Genomic DNA, 15,908 nt, shown 5'->3' with positions numbered 1-15,908 from the left:
TGTATAAAAACACAGTATAACGTACTTTCAACCAAAAACATCGTGTGATATTGGTATGTCGAAAATAGAGCATCCAAACATACTCTATTTAGTTACTCTGTTGCTGTGACACTTTACAGCACAGATTTCTCTATCTGTTCAGCGGGCATAGGTTTAAAGAAGTGATACCCTTGAAATAGATCACAACCACTTTCGACCAAAAACGCTAATTGCTCACTATATTCAACGCCTTCAGCCACTGTGGATAATTCCAAGTTTTGAGCCAAACTGATAATGGCAGTGCAAATTTTGGCATCTTCTTTTACGGTATGGCATTCATCGACAAAAGACTTATCTATTTTTATAACATCAATCGGTAAGCGTTTAAGATAGTTGAGGGATGAATAACCGGTACCAAAATCATCCACTGATATTGAAATTCCTAACTTTTTCAATTGTGAAAGGACTTTGATGCAATGGTTTATATCCGAGACTAAGACCCACTCAGTGATCTCAACTTCAACTAACTCTCCCGGAATTGAATATTTATCTAACATATCAATTAAGTACGGAATAAAGTCAGGTGAAATTAAATGTTTACCAGAAATATTAATAGAAACAGGAACAACGTTAAGTTGTTTACTTCGCCAAGTATTCAATTGGCTAAATACCAATTCAATAACTCGTTCACCTAATGAAATAATTAAATTTGATTCTTCTGCAACTGGGATAAAGTCGGTAGGGGAAATAAATCCATCGTCTTTATGCACCCAGCGACATAAAGCTTCCAAGCCAATCACTCGTCCGCACTTTTCCACTTTTGGTTGATAGACTAAGAAAAAACGATCTGAATAAATATCATCTTTTAAATCTTGTTCAAACCTAAAATTACGATTGGCGTTTTGCGCCATTTCCGCTTCAAAAAATTGATAGTTATCTCGACCTTTTAACTTGGCTTGATACATTGCAATGTCAGCATACTGAATCACTTTATTCGCATCTACATCCGCATCATCATCTATAACTAAATGAACGCCAATACTGGTTGGAATATTTAATGATTTACCTTCTATATCAACAGGTTCACGCATTGTCGCTAGTATTTCTTCTGCTTTACGGCAAACCACCATTTTATTCAAATTGCCCCGCATGAGAATGATAAATTCATCGCCTCCCCAACGGGTTATTACGTCACTTTCCCTAGTAACGGTGGTCAAACGGTTAGCTACTTCACAAAGCAATAAATCGCCTGCTTTGTGCCCTAACGTGTCGTTTATGCGCTTAAACTTGTCTAGATCTAGAAAAAATATTGCTACCGTTTCGTCTATAAGCGTAATTTCTCGTAACGCTTTGGTCATATTATCGATTAAATAGGCTCGGTTATATAATCCAGTTAATGAATCGCTATAAGCTAGATTTTTAAGTCTATCTTCAAGTTTGATTTGTCGAGTTACGTCTCGAATATTGAGAACATACTCTCCGAGCGTGTTATTTATAAGGTGAGAAAAGGTAATCGATATTTCGGCTGGAAAAATCGCCCCATTGTAACGCATTAAATTAAGACGATTGCGCCGGTTTAACAATAATCCTTCGGAATTTGCAAAGCCATCTTTTAAACTATTCTCTACATACAAACGAGCATCAATAGGCACAAATAAGTCGATAAACTGCGAATTTTTTACTCTTTGCTTGCTGGTATCAAATGTTCTTTCCGCTGCTGGATTAAATTCTAATATCCGCCCTTTAATATCCAGAGTAACAATGCAATCCATTGATGAGTCTAAAATGGCACTTTTCCGCCTTTCACTGGACTGAAAGTTTCTTATCGCCCCATCTCTCGCGGAAATTTCTGTTTGCACTTTTTGGATCACCTGATTGTATTCACGTGCAACCAAACCAACTTCAGTAAAAGAATGCTCTGGGACTAAATCAGAAAAATCTCCTTTCTCTTTTTGTTTAGCCATGGATACCAGAAGATCTTTAAGTTCTGTAGCTGCATTATGTTCCGATACATTAAGCCCGTCTTCTTCGGCTTGTTTAGACACACGTAAAGGGACAAATTTATTCAATATTGAGAGTAATACATAACTAATTGATACCGACCAAAATACTATGGCTCCAATACCAATAACTTGGGCTAATATCTGTTCACTGCGTGTATTTCCGGTTGCTAGGATATCTAAATCACCAAATAAACCTACCGCCAATACGCCCCAAATACCAGTAAACAAATGAGCAGGAACCACGCCTAAAGCATCATCTATTTTTAACTTCTCAATCCAAGATTCACCAAAAACAATAATAGCTCCCGAAACAATACCAACTAACATCGCTTCTAACGAAGTCAAAGCATGACAACCGGCGGTAATACCAACCAACCCACCAATAATGCCATTCAGTAACACAGTAACATCAACAAATTTATGGTAAAAATAATAGATAATAGAAGCGAAAATACCGCCCCAGGCGGCTGCAATACAGGTATTTAGCAGCACAACTGGAACTTGTTGATTGAAGATTAAACTGCTTCCACCGTTAAATCCGAACCAACCAAACCAAAGTAACAATGTACCTAATGCGGACAATGGTAAATTGCTGCCTTGCGGTAAAGTAACATTTTTTTGGAATCGTCCTATTCGAGGACCAATAATGATAACAGCGACTAAAGCAACACAACCACCAACACCATGAACGATCATAGAGCCGGCAAAGTCGACAAAACCTAATTGCTCTAACCAACCTAAATTGTCTGGATTGAACGCACTCGCCCATGCCCAATGACCAACAATCGGATAGATGAAACCACTAAGGATTGCAGCGGCTAACAAGTAGCCATTAAATGACATCCTCTCAGAGACAGCCCCCGACACAATAGTGGTTGCCGTTCCGCAAAACATCAATTGAAATAGAAAGAAGCTAATATTCCAAGGAGAGCTTGCTGAATCAAAAACAAATTCAGAAGCGCCAACTAATCCGAACATTGACTGGCCAAACATAAGAGCGAAGCCAAATGTCCAAAAAATCACAACGGATATGACAAAATCAAATATATTTTTTGCCGCAACATTTATACTGTTTTTACTGCGTATACGCCCACTTTCTAAACATAGAAAGCCTGCTTGCATCATAAAAACTAGAAGAGCACTGACGATCAGCCAGAAATAATCATCCATAAGCGTTGTATTTTATTGTAAGAATACGCATTACTTAAATGTAACACTGGGTAATATAAATAGATAGCCGACCGATATTCGACTATCACATTCATTCATGTTAACTATATGTTCTAACTGGTCATTTATAGCAGTCGAGTTTTTTCCCATTCTGCCATTTTTTTTGCTCTCGCCGCTTCTTTAGCTTCACGTCTTTTCCTTGCATCACATGGCTCAGGACAATTACATACCTTATCTATTCCTACTGCATCTAAACCACCGCAACTTCCTGCTACCGATTTTTTTTGAAATATATAACCAATCGCCATTGCAGCAATGACAACGAGAAAAACAGCAAACGTTATTAGAAAAGTTTCCACTGTATCACCTTATTTCTGATTTATTTTCACAAATACTGAGCAAATGCATCTGAGTAGACTTCTTTAAAACCATCTTCAGTTTTAACTACCATGAACACCGAAAAATTATTTTCATTTGCAATTTTCATCCCCTCTTTATCACCTAAAACCATCAAACCAGTAGCCAATCCATCAGCCGTCATACAAGAAGGATGTAATACGGTAACGGATACCACTTTATGATTAATAGGCTTACCTGTTTCTGGATTTATTATATGAGAATAACGAACCCCATCACGTTCGAAGTAATTTCTGTAGTCACCAGAAGTCGCTAATGCCATATCTCCCGGTGAAATAATTTCTTGAACAGCTCTCTCATTAACATCTGGCTTTTCGATGGCGATTCGCCAACCAACATTGTCATGGTTTTTACCTTTAAGGCGCATCTCACCGCCAATTTCAACCATGTAATCTTTAATTCCGACCGATTCAACATAATCGGCAACGACATCAACTCCCCACCCTTTTGCTATCGTGGATAAATCAACATATAAGTCAGGAATATCTTTCTTCAAGTTATTATCTTGAACAGTAAGGTGTTGAATACCTACATTTGCTCTGCGTATCGCCAACTCTTCATCGGTTGGTACAACATCTGGTCTCGCCTCTGGACCGAACCCCCACAAATTAACTAATGGTCCCACTGTGACATCTAACGCGCCTAGAGTTAATTCATTTAACCGTATTGCTTCTTTGGTTACTAACGCTGTTTCCGCCGATACAGGGAAGAAATTTGCTTCTTTATACTGGTTAAATCGACTCAATTCTGACGTTTTTCGATAAGTCGACATTTGGTCATTGACTTGTTCTAGTAACCTATCAATTTCCTTTTGTAATGATTCTTTAGACGGAACCGTGTCACCATTAATAAACTTGATGTTATAAGTCGTTCCCATTGTTGGCCCAGTAAGGTGTATTTGTTCTCTGGTATCGCTACAACCAGCCATTACAAATATAGAACCGATAAACAGGATTAAAAATTTCATCTTATTGAACATTTTTACAGAGCTAGGCTGCATTGCCTTCTCCTTATAATTTAGAAAATGGGATTTTGAGAGGCAATAGTATATAACTATTTTTGGCAAAGGTCGCATCACTAAAAACAACTTAGACAATATATTTACTGAAAAATAGCCAACAAGTTGTTAAGCAAATAATTGATTATTTACGAATTATCAGATAAATAGAACACCATTACATGGACGATAAATGAATCATTAACCAAGAGACCGTTTATCCAAAGTTGGCTTTACAAAATAAAAAAAAAGCTGACTCAATTGAGTCAGCCATTTTTTATCATTAAAACTAAAACTTATCCGCCGAAGTCATCAAGCAAGATGTTTTCATCTTCAACACCTAAGTCTTTCAACATGCCAATAACGGCTGCATTCATCATTGGAGGCCCACACATGTAATATTCACAATCTTCTGGAGCATCGTGATCTTTCAAATAGTTCTCATAAATCACGTTGTGAATAAAGCCGGTGTAACCATCCCAATTGTCTTCTTCTAATGGATCAGAAAGAGCAACATGCCATTCAAAGTTCTCGTTTTCAGCTGCTAGCTTATCGAAATCTTCAATATAGAACATTTCACGCTTAGAACGAGCACCATACCAATAGGTCATCTTACGTTGAGATTTCAAACGTAAAAGTTGATCAAAGATATGTGAACGCATAGGAGCCATACCAGCACCGCCACCAATAAAGACCATTTCATTGTCGGTATCTTTAGCGAAAAACTCACCAAATGGACCAGAAATAGTACATTTATCTCCAGGTTTCAACGACCAAATGTACGAAGACATAATGCCCGGTGGCACATCAGGGTTGTTTGGTGGAGGCGTTGCAATACGTACGTTAAGTTTGATCAGCCCTTCCTCTTCAGGATAGGAAGCCATTGAATAAGCACGAATTGAATGCTCTTTAACAATAGACTCATAACGGAACAGATTAAACTTATCCCAATCGCCACGATATTCTTCTGGCACATCAAAATCAGAGTATTTAATATGATGCGGTTCTGCTTCAATTTGAATATAACCACCAGCACGGAATGGAACTTCTTCACCTTCTGGGATCTTAAGAACCAATTCTTTTATAAAGGTTGCTTCGTTATCGTTAGAAAGAACTTCACATTCCCACTTTTTAACCCCAAAGATTTCTTCAGGTAGCTCAATATCCATGTCGGTTTTAATCGCTACCTGGCAAGCTAAACGCTCGCCTTCACGTGCTTCACCTTTAGATATATGATCCAGTTCGGTAGGAAGAATGTCGCCACCACCAGACTTGATTTTAACTCGGCACTGGCCACATGAACCACCACCACCACAAGCTGAAGATACAAAGATGCCACTGCCTGCCATTGCGCTTAAAAGCTTATCCCCCGGAGAGGTAACGAAACTTTTCTCAGGATCGCCATTTACGGTAATGGTAACATCACCTGATGGTACTAACTTCGATTTAGCCATTAAAATGATTAAAACGAGTGCAAGTACGATCACGGTAAACATCACTACACCAAGAATAATGCTTTGCATTTACTATTCCTTATTAATTGTGTCGTTTACCCGACTTACAGTTGAACACCAGAGAAAGACATAAAGCCTAACGCCATTAAGCCAGCACTAATAAAAGTAATACCCAAGCCGCGGAGACCCGGAGGCACGTCTGAATACTTCATTTTTTCACGAATACCTGCCAATGCCACAATAGCCAACATCCAACCGATACCCGAACCAAAGCCATACACAACTGACTCAGCAAAATTATATTCACGTTGAACCATAAACGACACGCCACCAAAGATGGCACAGTTCACTGTAATAAGAGGTAGGAAGATACCTAACGCGTTATACAAAGGTGGGAAGAAGCGGTCTAATACCATTTCTAATATTTGTACCAACGCAGCAATAACACCGATAAAGGTAATAAAGTTAAGGAAGCTTAAATCCACACCTTCCACAAGCGCGCTTTCTTTTAGAACTAGGTTATAGAGCAAGTTATTTGCTGGTACCGCAATGGTAAGCACAACAACAACAGCTACACCCAAACCAAAAGAGGTCTTAACTTTCTTAGATACCGCCAAAAAGGTACACATACCCAAGAAGAACGAAAGTGCTAAGTTCTCGATAAAGATCGAACGAACAAGCAAACTAATATAATGTTCCATTACGATCTTACTCCTTCGATTCTATTTGTTCTGGTTTTATGGTTCGGATGATCCAAATCATAAAGCCAATCAAGAAGAACGCCGATGGTGCTAACAGCATCATACCATTTGGTTGATACCAACCACCTTCAGATATAAGAGGAAGAACCTCCATACCAAAAAGCTTACCAGAACCAAATAATTCGCGGAAAAAACCGACCGTAATAAGAACAAAGCCGTAACCAAGACCGTTACCTAAACCATCAATAAAAGAAGGAATAGGATTCGATTTCATCGCATAAGCTTCTGCGCGGCCCATTACAATACAGTTTGTAATGATCAAACCAACGAAAACTGAAAGCTGCTTAGAAATATCATACAGATAGGCTTTCAGAATTTGGTCTACTACGATAACCAAAGAAGCGATAATAGCCATCTGAACGATGATACGTACACTATTTGGAATATGGTTGCGAATTAGCGAGACAAAAAAGTTTGAGAACGCTGTAACAAACATTACCGCTATCGTCATTACAAATGCAGTTTCAAGTTTAGTTGTAACTGCAAGTGCCGAACACACACCAAGAACCTGAAGGGCTATTGGGTTATTGTCCATGACAGGAGCGAAAAGATTCGATTTCATCTCTTTAACATCAATAGACATTATTTCAGACCTCCATCGCGTACATTAGTTAAGAAAGGACCAAAGCCCATATCACCTAACCAAAAATCAAATGTATTCTGAACACCATTTGACGTTAAAGTTGCACCGGAAAGACCATCAACTCCGTGAACACTTCCTTCAGGAGCGCCACCTTTGACAATCTTAATTGCTGGCTGACTATTTTCATCAAATAGTTCTTTACCAACAAATTGGTTACGCCAGCGTGGGTTTTCTACTTCACCACCTAGCCCCGGCGTTTCACCTTGCTCGTAGTAAGTAATACCCGCAACCGTATTACCGTCAGTTTCCACTGCGATAAATGCGTACATCATAGACCAAAGACCATTGCCATGTATTGGCAAAATAACTCTGGAAAATTCGTCACCATCTTTAACTAAGTACACAACGCCAGTATTTGCTCGACGCATAATCTTGGCTTTGTCTTCATCCGCTGTTAGCTTAGTCGATTGGCTAGGATCTTTTGCAGCTTGACGTTGATCATATAGAGCAGCATCTTTACCATTTACAAATTCACCAGAGCTAAAATCTACCAAACGAGGTTCAATATATTGAGCAAAAAGTTCAGGAATTGAGCCTTCTTTACCGTCTAAGCCTGCAACAGCTACGATGTTCTTTTGTTTATCAAGAAGCGCGTTAGCTTGTTGTTTGTCGCGTAAGAATACCGCTGCAGCAGAAACAACTACTGAGCAAACCAAACTTATTGCGATAACAACAAACAGCGTTTTCTTAATGCTATCGTTATTACTTGCCATAGCGTGCTTGCCTCCGCTTAACGTTTTTCTCGATGACAAAATAATCGAATAAAGGTGCAAACAAGTTAGCGAACAAGATAGCCAACATCATCCCTTCTGGATACGCTGGGTTAACTACGCGAACAAGTACACACATCAAGCCGATAAGAATGCCGTAAGCCCATTTACCCTTTGAGGTGAATGAAGCTGAAACTGGATCTGTTGCCATAAAGAACATACCAAATGCAAAGCCACCAAGAACAAGGTGCCAATGCCAAGGCATAGCGAACATAGGGTTAGTATCAGAACCAATCACGTTAAATAGGAACGATGTTGCAATCATGCCGATCATCACTCCGGCAATAATACGCCATGAAGCGATACCCATATACACAATCAATGCTGCACCGATCAACAATGCTAAGGTTGATACCTCACCAATAGAACCAGGGATATTACCTAAGAAGGCATTCATCCACGAGATAGGCTCACCAGTAACATTATGTATTAGAGCGCCAGAACCGCCATGTGCCCATTGGCTTAATGCTGTTGCACCTGAAAAACCATCAGCTGCTGTCCATACTGCGTCACCTGAAATTTGAGCAGGATAAGCAAAAAATAGGAAAGCACGACCGGCAAGTGCTGGGTTCAAGAAGTTACGACCTGTACCACCAAAGATTTCTTTCGCGACAACTACACCAAAGGTAATACCCATTGCTGCTTGCCAAAGTGGCAATGTTGGCGGAACAATCAAGGCAAACAAAATAGAAGTTACAAAGAAGCCTTCGTTTACTTCATGTTTACGTACAATACAGAAAAGCACTTCCCAAAAACCACCTACCGCGAAAACCACAGCGTAAATAGGTAAGAAATAGGACGCACCAAGCAACATTTTAGTTAGCCACCCTGCATCTGGGCCAAGACTCCCTGCAATCGCTTCTGTAAACCAGTAATGCCAATTCCCAGAAATAACTTCTGCTAATTGCGCACCTTCATACATATGATTTAGCGCAATAAGGGCCTGATGACCAGAGTTATACATTCCCCAGAACATTGCAGGGAATACCGCAAACCAAACCATAATCATGATACGTTTTAGATCAACACTATCACGAACATGAGAACTACGTTGGGTTACTAGACCTGGAGTGTAAAAAAGTGTCGCAGCCGCTTCATAGAGCGGGTACCACTTTTCATATTTACCGCCCGCATCAAAATGCGGTTCGATATCCTCAATAAACTTTTTAAGCATGGATTACCCTTCCTTCACTATTGTATCTAGGCAATCGCGAAGCATTTCGCCATATTCATATTTGCCAGGACATACATAGGTACACAATGCTAAATCTTCTTCATCTAGTTCTAAACAACCTAGACGTTGTGCACTATCTGTATCTCCAGCACATAGATCACGAAGAAGCAAAGTAGGTTCCATATCCAGTGGCATTACTTTTTCGTAATTACCAATAGGAACCATTGCACGGTCACCACCATTTGTTGATGTTGTCATGTTAAACAACTGATCTTTAAATAAATGGCCAAGGAAAGATTTAGTTACAGAGAATTTATTCTTGCCAGGCATAGCCCAACCGAACAACTCTTTATCGCGACCTTCACGCAATACAGAAACCTGAGTGTGATAACGACCAAGGTATGCATGTGGACCACTGGCTTGAACACCAGAAAGTACCGAGCCAGAAATCACTCGAACTTCACCCGGCATTAATTCGTTGTCAATCATATCCTCTGTACATGCCCCTATACGGGTACGAACTAAACGAGGATTATTAACCACTGGGCCAGCTAAAGCTATAACACGATCAGTATAAATCTCACCGGTTAAAAACAGCTTACCAATCGCGATCACATCTTGATAGTTAATGCTCCAAGCTACATTTTCTGTATTTACAGGATACAGATAATGCATATGCGTTCCTGCCAGTCCCGCTGGGTGCGGACCATCAAAAACATGCTCTTCAACATTCGGTTGTTGGCTGCTAGGAAGGCTGCTGCCTTTCTTACAAACAAAAACTTTACCATCAGATAGATTTGCTAACAGATCTAAACCTGCCACAAACGCTTCTGGTTGCTCTTTAATAACCACTTCGGGATCGGCAGCTAAGGGGTTAGTATCCATTGCTGTAACAAAAATCGCCTTAGTGTTTGAATCAACCGCTGGAACCTTGCTGAACGGACGAGTACGCAATGCAGTCCACATTCCTGAATCTATTAGCTGCTTCTTGACCAAGTTTTGATCAAGCGTTGCTAACGATTTGGAATCGTAGCTATCAAACGTGATTTGCTCATTGCCTGAAACTTCAATCACAACAGATTGAAGTACACGCCTAGCCCCACGATTTACTTCGATAACTTTACCACTTGCAGGAGCGGTGAATAAAACACCTGGGTTCTTTTTATCAACAAAAAGAACTTGGCCTTTTTTCACTTCATCTCCAACGCGAGCATGCATAGTAGGACGCATACCAACGTACTCTTCGCCTAGCAAGGCGACTTTTTTGATGGATTTACCATCATTAATCACCTGGGCAGGAGCTCCCGAAATCGGAAGATCTAGACCCTTCTTTATTGTAATCATACGCACTTGCACTATTTTATCGGGAAAAAGATTCTGTTTTGCGTGACACATAAGCACGATGTGCATGTATCGTGTTCCGATCATAACGCATCGAAACTGCAACATTTTGTTAATTAACTTTTCACAGTTTTTATTGAAAAGTTTATCAGGTGCGACAGTTTAGCATCTTTTCAAGACAGGATGCCATGGCCTAGAGCCCTAATAACTGCCATTTTTTTTATCAGGCTTGGTAGGAATTCGATCCAATATCAATAAATTTGAACTCAAGCACAATTGTAAATACTCAACGTCAAATATTTAATTTCATCTGTCCTTTTTAATTATTTGATAACATTTAGTATGACAAATGACGAAACAAACGACTGAAAAAATTAATTTTCTTATATTAACTACCCTATTTTTTATTGCCACCTAAGCAGTCCGGAGTAGAGGGAACAAAGCCACTTTCAGCCTGCCATTCAGATTCGGTGTAAGTATGAATAGATAAGGCGTGTAAATTCCCTTGTAACTCTTCCGCTAAGATTTGATTAACTTTTCGATGTCTTGCAATTAGACGTAACCCTTCAAATTCTTGGCTAACAACCACGACTTTAAAATGGCTTTCAGACCCAGGAGGAACATTGTGCATATAGCTTTCATTAAGCACTTGCAAATGTTTTGGAGAAAAAGCGTTATGCAATTTAGTTTCGATTAATTCTTGAAGCATAGTGATTCTCTTGGTGCTCTAATTAAGTTAGCAAGCCCAGCAAGGGCTACCATAATACTTGATTTGTCCGTGGTACATTAATACCTAATAGGAGTTATATCATAATCTTAACATCACAAAAGAACGAGTAAATTGCTGCCAACTTACTCGCTCTGCAGTAAAAATGGCTAAATTCGCGCCAAATAAAAGGCTTAAAAACTGATAATAAGTCCGAATAATAGCAACTTATCTTACCATCTGCGATAATATTACTTCATTCAAATTAGAAATTCATCCATCATAATAACACCTACTGAGTGGTGTTTGCTTGGACGGCAATAGTATAAGTTATTGCTCTGTATTGATATGAATTATAGTTTTAAAGGCGACACTGACAAACAGCCTAACTACAAAAAAACTTATAAACAAAGTACCTACTAACAAAAAGTACTTACAAACAATTGGTTAATATCCTAATGAACGAAGTTAATAGTTACTTACCTCTACGAGACAGAACGTTATCACTGCACCGTTTTCCAAAACGTACCAACGAAACCTTACAAGCATGGGATGCAGGTGATAAATATGTTATTAATTACGTAGAGGATTTAATGCTAGAAGCAGGAAAAAACATTCTCATTCTTAATGACAGTTTTGGTGCGTTATCCTGTTGGTTTTCCGCTCAGCATAATGTAACTATGATGAGTGATTCTTTCATTTCTCATCAAGCTACTCTACAAAACGCCATAGAAAACAAAGCTGAAAATATAAAACTTATCAATGCAATGGATAGCATACCCAGCAACATAGATCTTGTCTTATTAAAGTTGCCTAAAAGTAATCGTTTATTAACATGGCAGTTATATCAATTAAGAAATCAGTTAAAAGTAGGCTGTCCCGTTATTGGGGTCAATAAAGCGAAAGAGATTCATACTTCCACATTAACGTTGTTTAGCAAATATCTCGGTGAAACTAAAACCTCCTTAGCGTGGAAAAAACACCGTTTAGTATTTAGCAAACCAAACAGCGCTGAGATTATTTCAGTTAACCCAATTAAACAATGGCCAGTAGAAGGTGAGACCTACTCTCTTAAAAACCACCCTAATACTTACTCGGGTGAAAGCCTCGATCTTGGTGCGCGATTTATGTTACAACACTTACCAACTGGTGATGACTTTCAACATATCATCGACCTTGGTTGCGGTAACGGTGTGTTATCAGTGAAATTATCTCAGCTCAACCCTTCGGCGAAGCTCACGTGTGTTGACGAAAGTTATATGGCGTTACAGTCCGCGAAAATGAATGTGACTGACGAACGCTCTAACATTGAAAACTGTCAATTTATCGCCAATAACTGTTTAGATGGCTTTGCCAGCAACAGTGCCGATTTGATTGTTTGTAATCCTCCTTTTCATCAAAATAACGCCATTACTGACCACATAGCATGGCAAATGTTTTGTGACGCGAAGCATGTTCTCTGGCCAAAGGGGAAATTAATGGTTATCGGTAATAGTCACCTAGGATACGATGAGAAACTAGCGAGACTATTTGGTCGTTCAAAAGTTACCCAAATAGCCAGAAATAACAAATTTGTTATTTTACAAGCAACTAAGTAATTACTTAAGGTTGTGAAATGGCGTATTGTAACTACTATCTTCTACTGCATAGCATTTAAAGGGACATTATTTATGAAAAAACTGTTTTTCACTGCATCTATACTATTGTTGGCAGCCTGTTCTTCTACTCCAAAAGAACCTCAAATTAACTTCGAACCGCACACAACCACTAGCCAAAATAGAATAGTCGATAATCTAATGTATTCATTAGACAGTAGAGATATTCGTTCAGCACAATATGTTGCGCTAGTTGATAGCGGTAGAAACAATATCCAACCTATTCACGCGAAACAAAACGTAAGAGTAACACTAGAAAACGCGCTACTAGAGCAACTAAGTTCACAAGGGTATAACAACACAATCAACAGTGATAACAATGTAACACTGGAAATACAGCACTTATTGGTCAATGTAAAACATAGCGTTACATCGTACGAAATGGACGCAAAAATTCGACTAGAAATTACTGCTGAAACACCAACAGGAAAACTAGTAAAAACATTTAACGGTTCAGCGACAAAAACCGGTACCTTTAGTGCCTCTGACGCTCAAATAGAACAAATTGTGAACGACGCAACCAACTTAGTATTAAATGAAATTGCCAATGACACTGAACTTAAAAATTATATGAAGGAGCATTTTTAATGCGAAAAATTATTTATAGCCTACTCTGCTTAGCCAGCTTTTCGGTTTTTGCAGCTCCAAACGTACAAGTAGAAACCTCTCTAGGTGACTTTACCATTGAGTTGGATTCAGAAAACGCCCCTATTTCAACAGAAAATTTTTTGAAATACGTTGAAGATGGTAGCTACGAGGGAACCGTTTTCCATCGCGTTATCCGTGGTTTTATGGCACAAGGTGGTGGGTTTGACACCAATATGAATAGAGTTGCAACGGTTGCACCTATTAAAAATGAAGCCAATAACGGCCTTAAAAATGAGAAAGCAACGATTGCCATGGCAAGGACACAGAACCCTGATTCCGCCACACGTCAATTTTTCATCAACTATGCCGACAACGATTTTCTCAATCAAACAGAAAGTAATGCAGGCTATGCTGTATTTGGCAAAGTAACACAAGGTCTTGACATTGTTGAAAAAATGGCAACACAGCAAACTGCATCGCTAGGAAATTATCATGATGTACCTGTGACGGCTATCGTGATCAATAAAATGACGGTACAAGAATAACCTATAAAAACGGAACAAATCCCTCTGGTCTAATTTTTAAACCAACGATGTGTTCCGTTATTTTAGACTAACAAGGTATTCCCTTCTTTTTTGGCTAACAAGGATAGTTACATGGACAATCAAATGACTTGGGCTAAAACACTCAAAAGCTACTTAGATAGACGGCTGTTATGGGTGATGATGTTAGGTTGTTCAAGTGGTTTTCCTTGGGTATTAACTGGCTCCAACATGTCTGGTTGGCTAAAAGATGCAGGGCTAACTCGTGCAGCGATAGGTTACTTTGGTTCTGTTTTTGCGGTCTATGCCATCAATTTCTTGTGGGCTCCATTAATAGACAGGGTTAAATTACCTGTGCTATATACTCAGCTAGGCCAGCGACGCAGTTGGATATTTTTATGTCAATGTATCATTCTGATCGGTACTGTTATTATCGCCGGCGTAAACCCTGCAACTGATTTAATGTTTACCTCCATGGTTGCGTTAGGTATTGCTACCGCCTCAGCAACACAAGATATTGCCATTGACGCCTATAGAATTGATACTTTTCCAAAATCCGAGGCACACAAGCTTCCACAAGCCTCCGCGATGGCAGTCATTGGATGGTGGACAGGCTACTCTTTACCAGGTTACTTAGCCTTTATTAATGCAGATTCGATTGGTTGGAACGGTGTGTATTATGGCATGGCCGGAATTATGGCTATTCTAATTATATTTACTCTTCTGGTCGGTGAGCCTGTTACTCGCCGAGATGAATTACAACAAATTGCTGAACAAAAATACAATAAAGTCGTCAAATCTCGTTTAGCTACGTGGATAAGCGTAACGGTTGTTGAACCGTTTGCTGATTTTTTCAAACGCAATGGCGTGCAAGTTGCTGTTACCCTTCTTTTATTCGTATTTCTTTTTAAAATAGGTGAAGCATTTTTGGGTAGAATGTCGATTACTTTCTATAAAGAGGTCGGATTCAGTAACGAGCAAATTGGCCAATATTCCAAATTAATAGGATGGTGGGTAACCATTTTCTTTACTCTTGTTGGTAGTATGTTCAATGTTAAGTTCGGTATTGTGCGTGGCTTAATGATTGGTGGAGTTGCAATGGCATCGAGTAATTTAATGTTTGCTTGGATCGCCAGTGTTGGACCTAACGAACACCTCTTCTTAGCGACCATTATTGTAGATAACTTTACCACCGCCTTTTCAACTGTAGCTTTTGTCTCTTTTCTTACCGTATTAACAGGCCAAGCTTTTTCCGCTACACAATACGCTTTATTGGCGTCTTTGGGTAACTTTGGTCGAACTACGCTAGCTTCTTTTAGCGGTGAATTGGTTGACTATTTAGATAATTGGTCACTGTTCTTTGTTATTACCGCATTCATGGTGATCCCAAGTTTAATCATGCTTTATTCACTAAGGCATTATTTTAATAGACTTCTAGATAAGGCTAAAAACCGAACCGACTAATTAGTCGTAATTTTGAATAACTCTACTGTCGGTTTTCCTCTGTTATAGGTTTTCACCTTCATTAAACGTACAAACGCTCGATGAACTTCATCGAGCGTTTGTACGTTTAGGCGGTCATACTTTGAGTGTAGAGTAAAAGACTGCCTTTTTATTTTTCACTAACAGTACATAAACTATTAATTCTTTTCTTACATCAAAATTATATAAATAAAACTTGATATTCAACAAATTATAAATCATTAAA

General features: G+C 39.0%; 14 protein-coding genes. 4 read left to right on the top strand and 10 right to left on the bottom strand.

The window, feature by feature from the left end; all coding sequences use genetic code 11:
- Window positions 1-113 precede the first annotated feature (113 nt).
- The 10 genes from amt to ACLKML_RS15110 form a co-directional block, all read right to left on the bottom strand.
- A complete protein-coding gene (amt, locus tag ACLKML_RS15155; protein ID WP_413283902.1) occupies window positions 114-3,152 on the bottom strand; it encodes an ammonium transporter in 3,039 nt (1,012 codons plus the stop codon).
- A 125-nt stretch (window positions 3,153-3,277) separates the two neighbouring features.
- Window positions 3,278-3,511 (bottom strand): (Na+)-NQR maturation NqrM, encoded by a 234-nt coding sequence (gene nqrM, locus ACLKML_RS15150; RefSeq protein WP_413283901.1) that lies wholly within the window; start codon window positions 3,509-3,511, stop codon window positions 3,278-3,280.
- Window positions 3,512-3,537: 26 nt separating this feature from the next.
- A complete protein-coding gene (locus ACLKML_RS15145; RefSeq protein ID WP_413285900.1) occupies window positions 3,538-4,536 on the bottom strand; it encodes an FAD:protein FMN transferase in 999 nt (332 codons plus the stop codon).
- 326 nt (window positions 4,537-4,862) lie between these two features.
- Complete coding sequence (gene nqrF / locus ACLKML_RS15140) at window positions 4,863-6,089, bottom strand: NADH:ubiquinone reductase (Na(+)-transporting) subunit F (protein ID WP_413283900.1); 1,227 nt, start codon at window positions 6,087-6,089, stop codon at window positions 4,863-4,865.
- 35 nt (window positions 6,090-6,124) lie between these two features.
- The gene (gene nqrE, locus ACLKML_RS15135) at window positions 6,125-6,721 is read right to left on the bottom strand and encodes an NADH:ubiquinone reductase (Na(+)-transporting) subunit E (protein WP_317717187.1); all 597 of its coding nucleotides are present in this window, start codon (window positions 6,719-6,721) and stop codon (window positions 6,125-6,127) included.
- Between the two features lie 7 nt (window positions 6,722-6,728).
- The gene (locus ACLKML_RS15130; protein ID WP_411572409.1) at window positions 6,729-7,343 is read right to left on the bottom strand and encodes an NADH:ubiquinone reductase (Na(+)-transporting) subunit D; all 615 of its coding nucleotides are present in this window, start codon (window positions 7,341-7,343) and stop codon (window positions 6,729-6,731) included.
- A gap of 20 nt (window positions 7,344-7,363) precedes the next feature.
- The gene (locus tag ACLKML_RS15125) at window positions 7,364-8,137 is read right to left on the bottom strand and encodes a Na(+)-translocating NADH-quinone reductase subunit C (protein ID WP_413283899.1); all 774 of its coding nucleotides are present in this window, start codon (window positions 8,135-8,137) and stop codon (window positions 7,364-7,366) included.
- A complete protein-coding gene (locus tag ACLKML_RS15120) occupies window positions 8,127-9,368 on the bottom strand; it encodes an NADH:ubiquinone reductase (Na(+)-transporting) subunit B (protein WP_413283898.1) in 1,242 nt (413 codons plus the stop codon). Before ACLKML_RS15120 ends, ACLKML_RS15125 begins: the two co-directional genes overlap by 11 nt.
- Window positions 9,369-9,371: 3 nt before the next feature.
- On the bottom strand, window positions 9,372-10,712 hold the full coding sequence (locus tag ACLKML_RS15115; protein WP_413285899.1) for a Na(+)-translocating NADH-quinone reductase subunit A: 1,341 nt from the start codon (window positions 10,710-10,712) through the stop codon (window positions 9,372-9,374).
- 394 nt (window positions 10,713-11,106) lie between these two features.
- Window positions 11,107-11,418, bottom strand: a complete 312-nt coding sequence (locus ACLKML_RS15110; protein ID WP_413283897.1) for a BolA family protein — start codon at window positions 11,416-11,418, stop codon at window positions 11,107-11,109.
- 455 nt (window positions 11,419-11,873) lie between these two features.
- Between ACLKML_RS15110 and ACLKML_RS15105 the strand changes: the two genes are divergently transcribed.
- The 4 genes from ACLKML_RS15105 (at window position 11,874) to ACLKML_RS15090 (ending at window position 15,664) form a co-directional block, all read left to right on the top strand.
- On the top strand, window positions 11,874-13,013 hold the full coding sequence (locus ACLKML_RS15105; protein ID WP_413283896.1) for a methyltransferase: 1,140 nt from the start codon (window positions 11,874-11,876) through the stop codon (window positions 13,011-13,013).
- Window positions 13,014-13,085: 72 nt separating this feature from the next.
- Window positions 13,086-13,658, top strand: coding sequence for a YajG family lipoprotein (locus ACLKML_RS15100; protein WP_413283895.1), 573 nt, complete (start codon window positions 13,086-13,088; stop codon window positions 13,656-13,658).
- Window positions 13,658-14,203, top strand: a complete 546-nt coding sequence (locus ACLKML_RS15095) for a peptidylprolyl isomerase (RefSeq protein WP_413283894.1) — start codon at window positions 13,658-13,660, stop codon at window positions 14,201-14,203. The genes ACLKML_RS15100 and ACLKML_RS15095 overlap by 1 nt, the downstream gene beginning before the upstream one ends.
- A 111-nt stretch (window positions 14,204-14,314) precedes the next feature.
- Window positions 14,315-15,664, top strand: coding sequence for an AmpG family muropeptide MFS transporter (locus ACLKML_RS15090; RefSeq protein WP_413283893.1), 1,350 nt, complete (start codon window positions 14,315-14,317; stop codon window positions 15,662-15,664).
- The last annotated feature ends 244 nt before the right edge of the window (window positions 15,665-15,908 follow it).

Origin of the sequence: Vibrio sp. MA40-2 (assembly GCF_047302445.1) — a bacterium.
Classification (GTDB): domain Bacteria; phylum Pseudomonadota; class Gammaproteobacteria; order Enterobacterales; family Vibrionaceae; genus Vibrio.
This window is presented reverse-complemented; position numbering and strand designations above follow the sequence as displayed.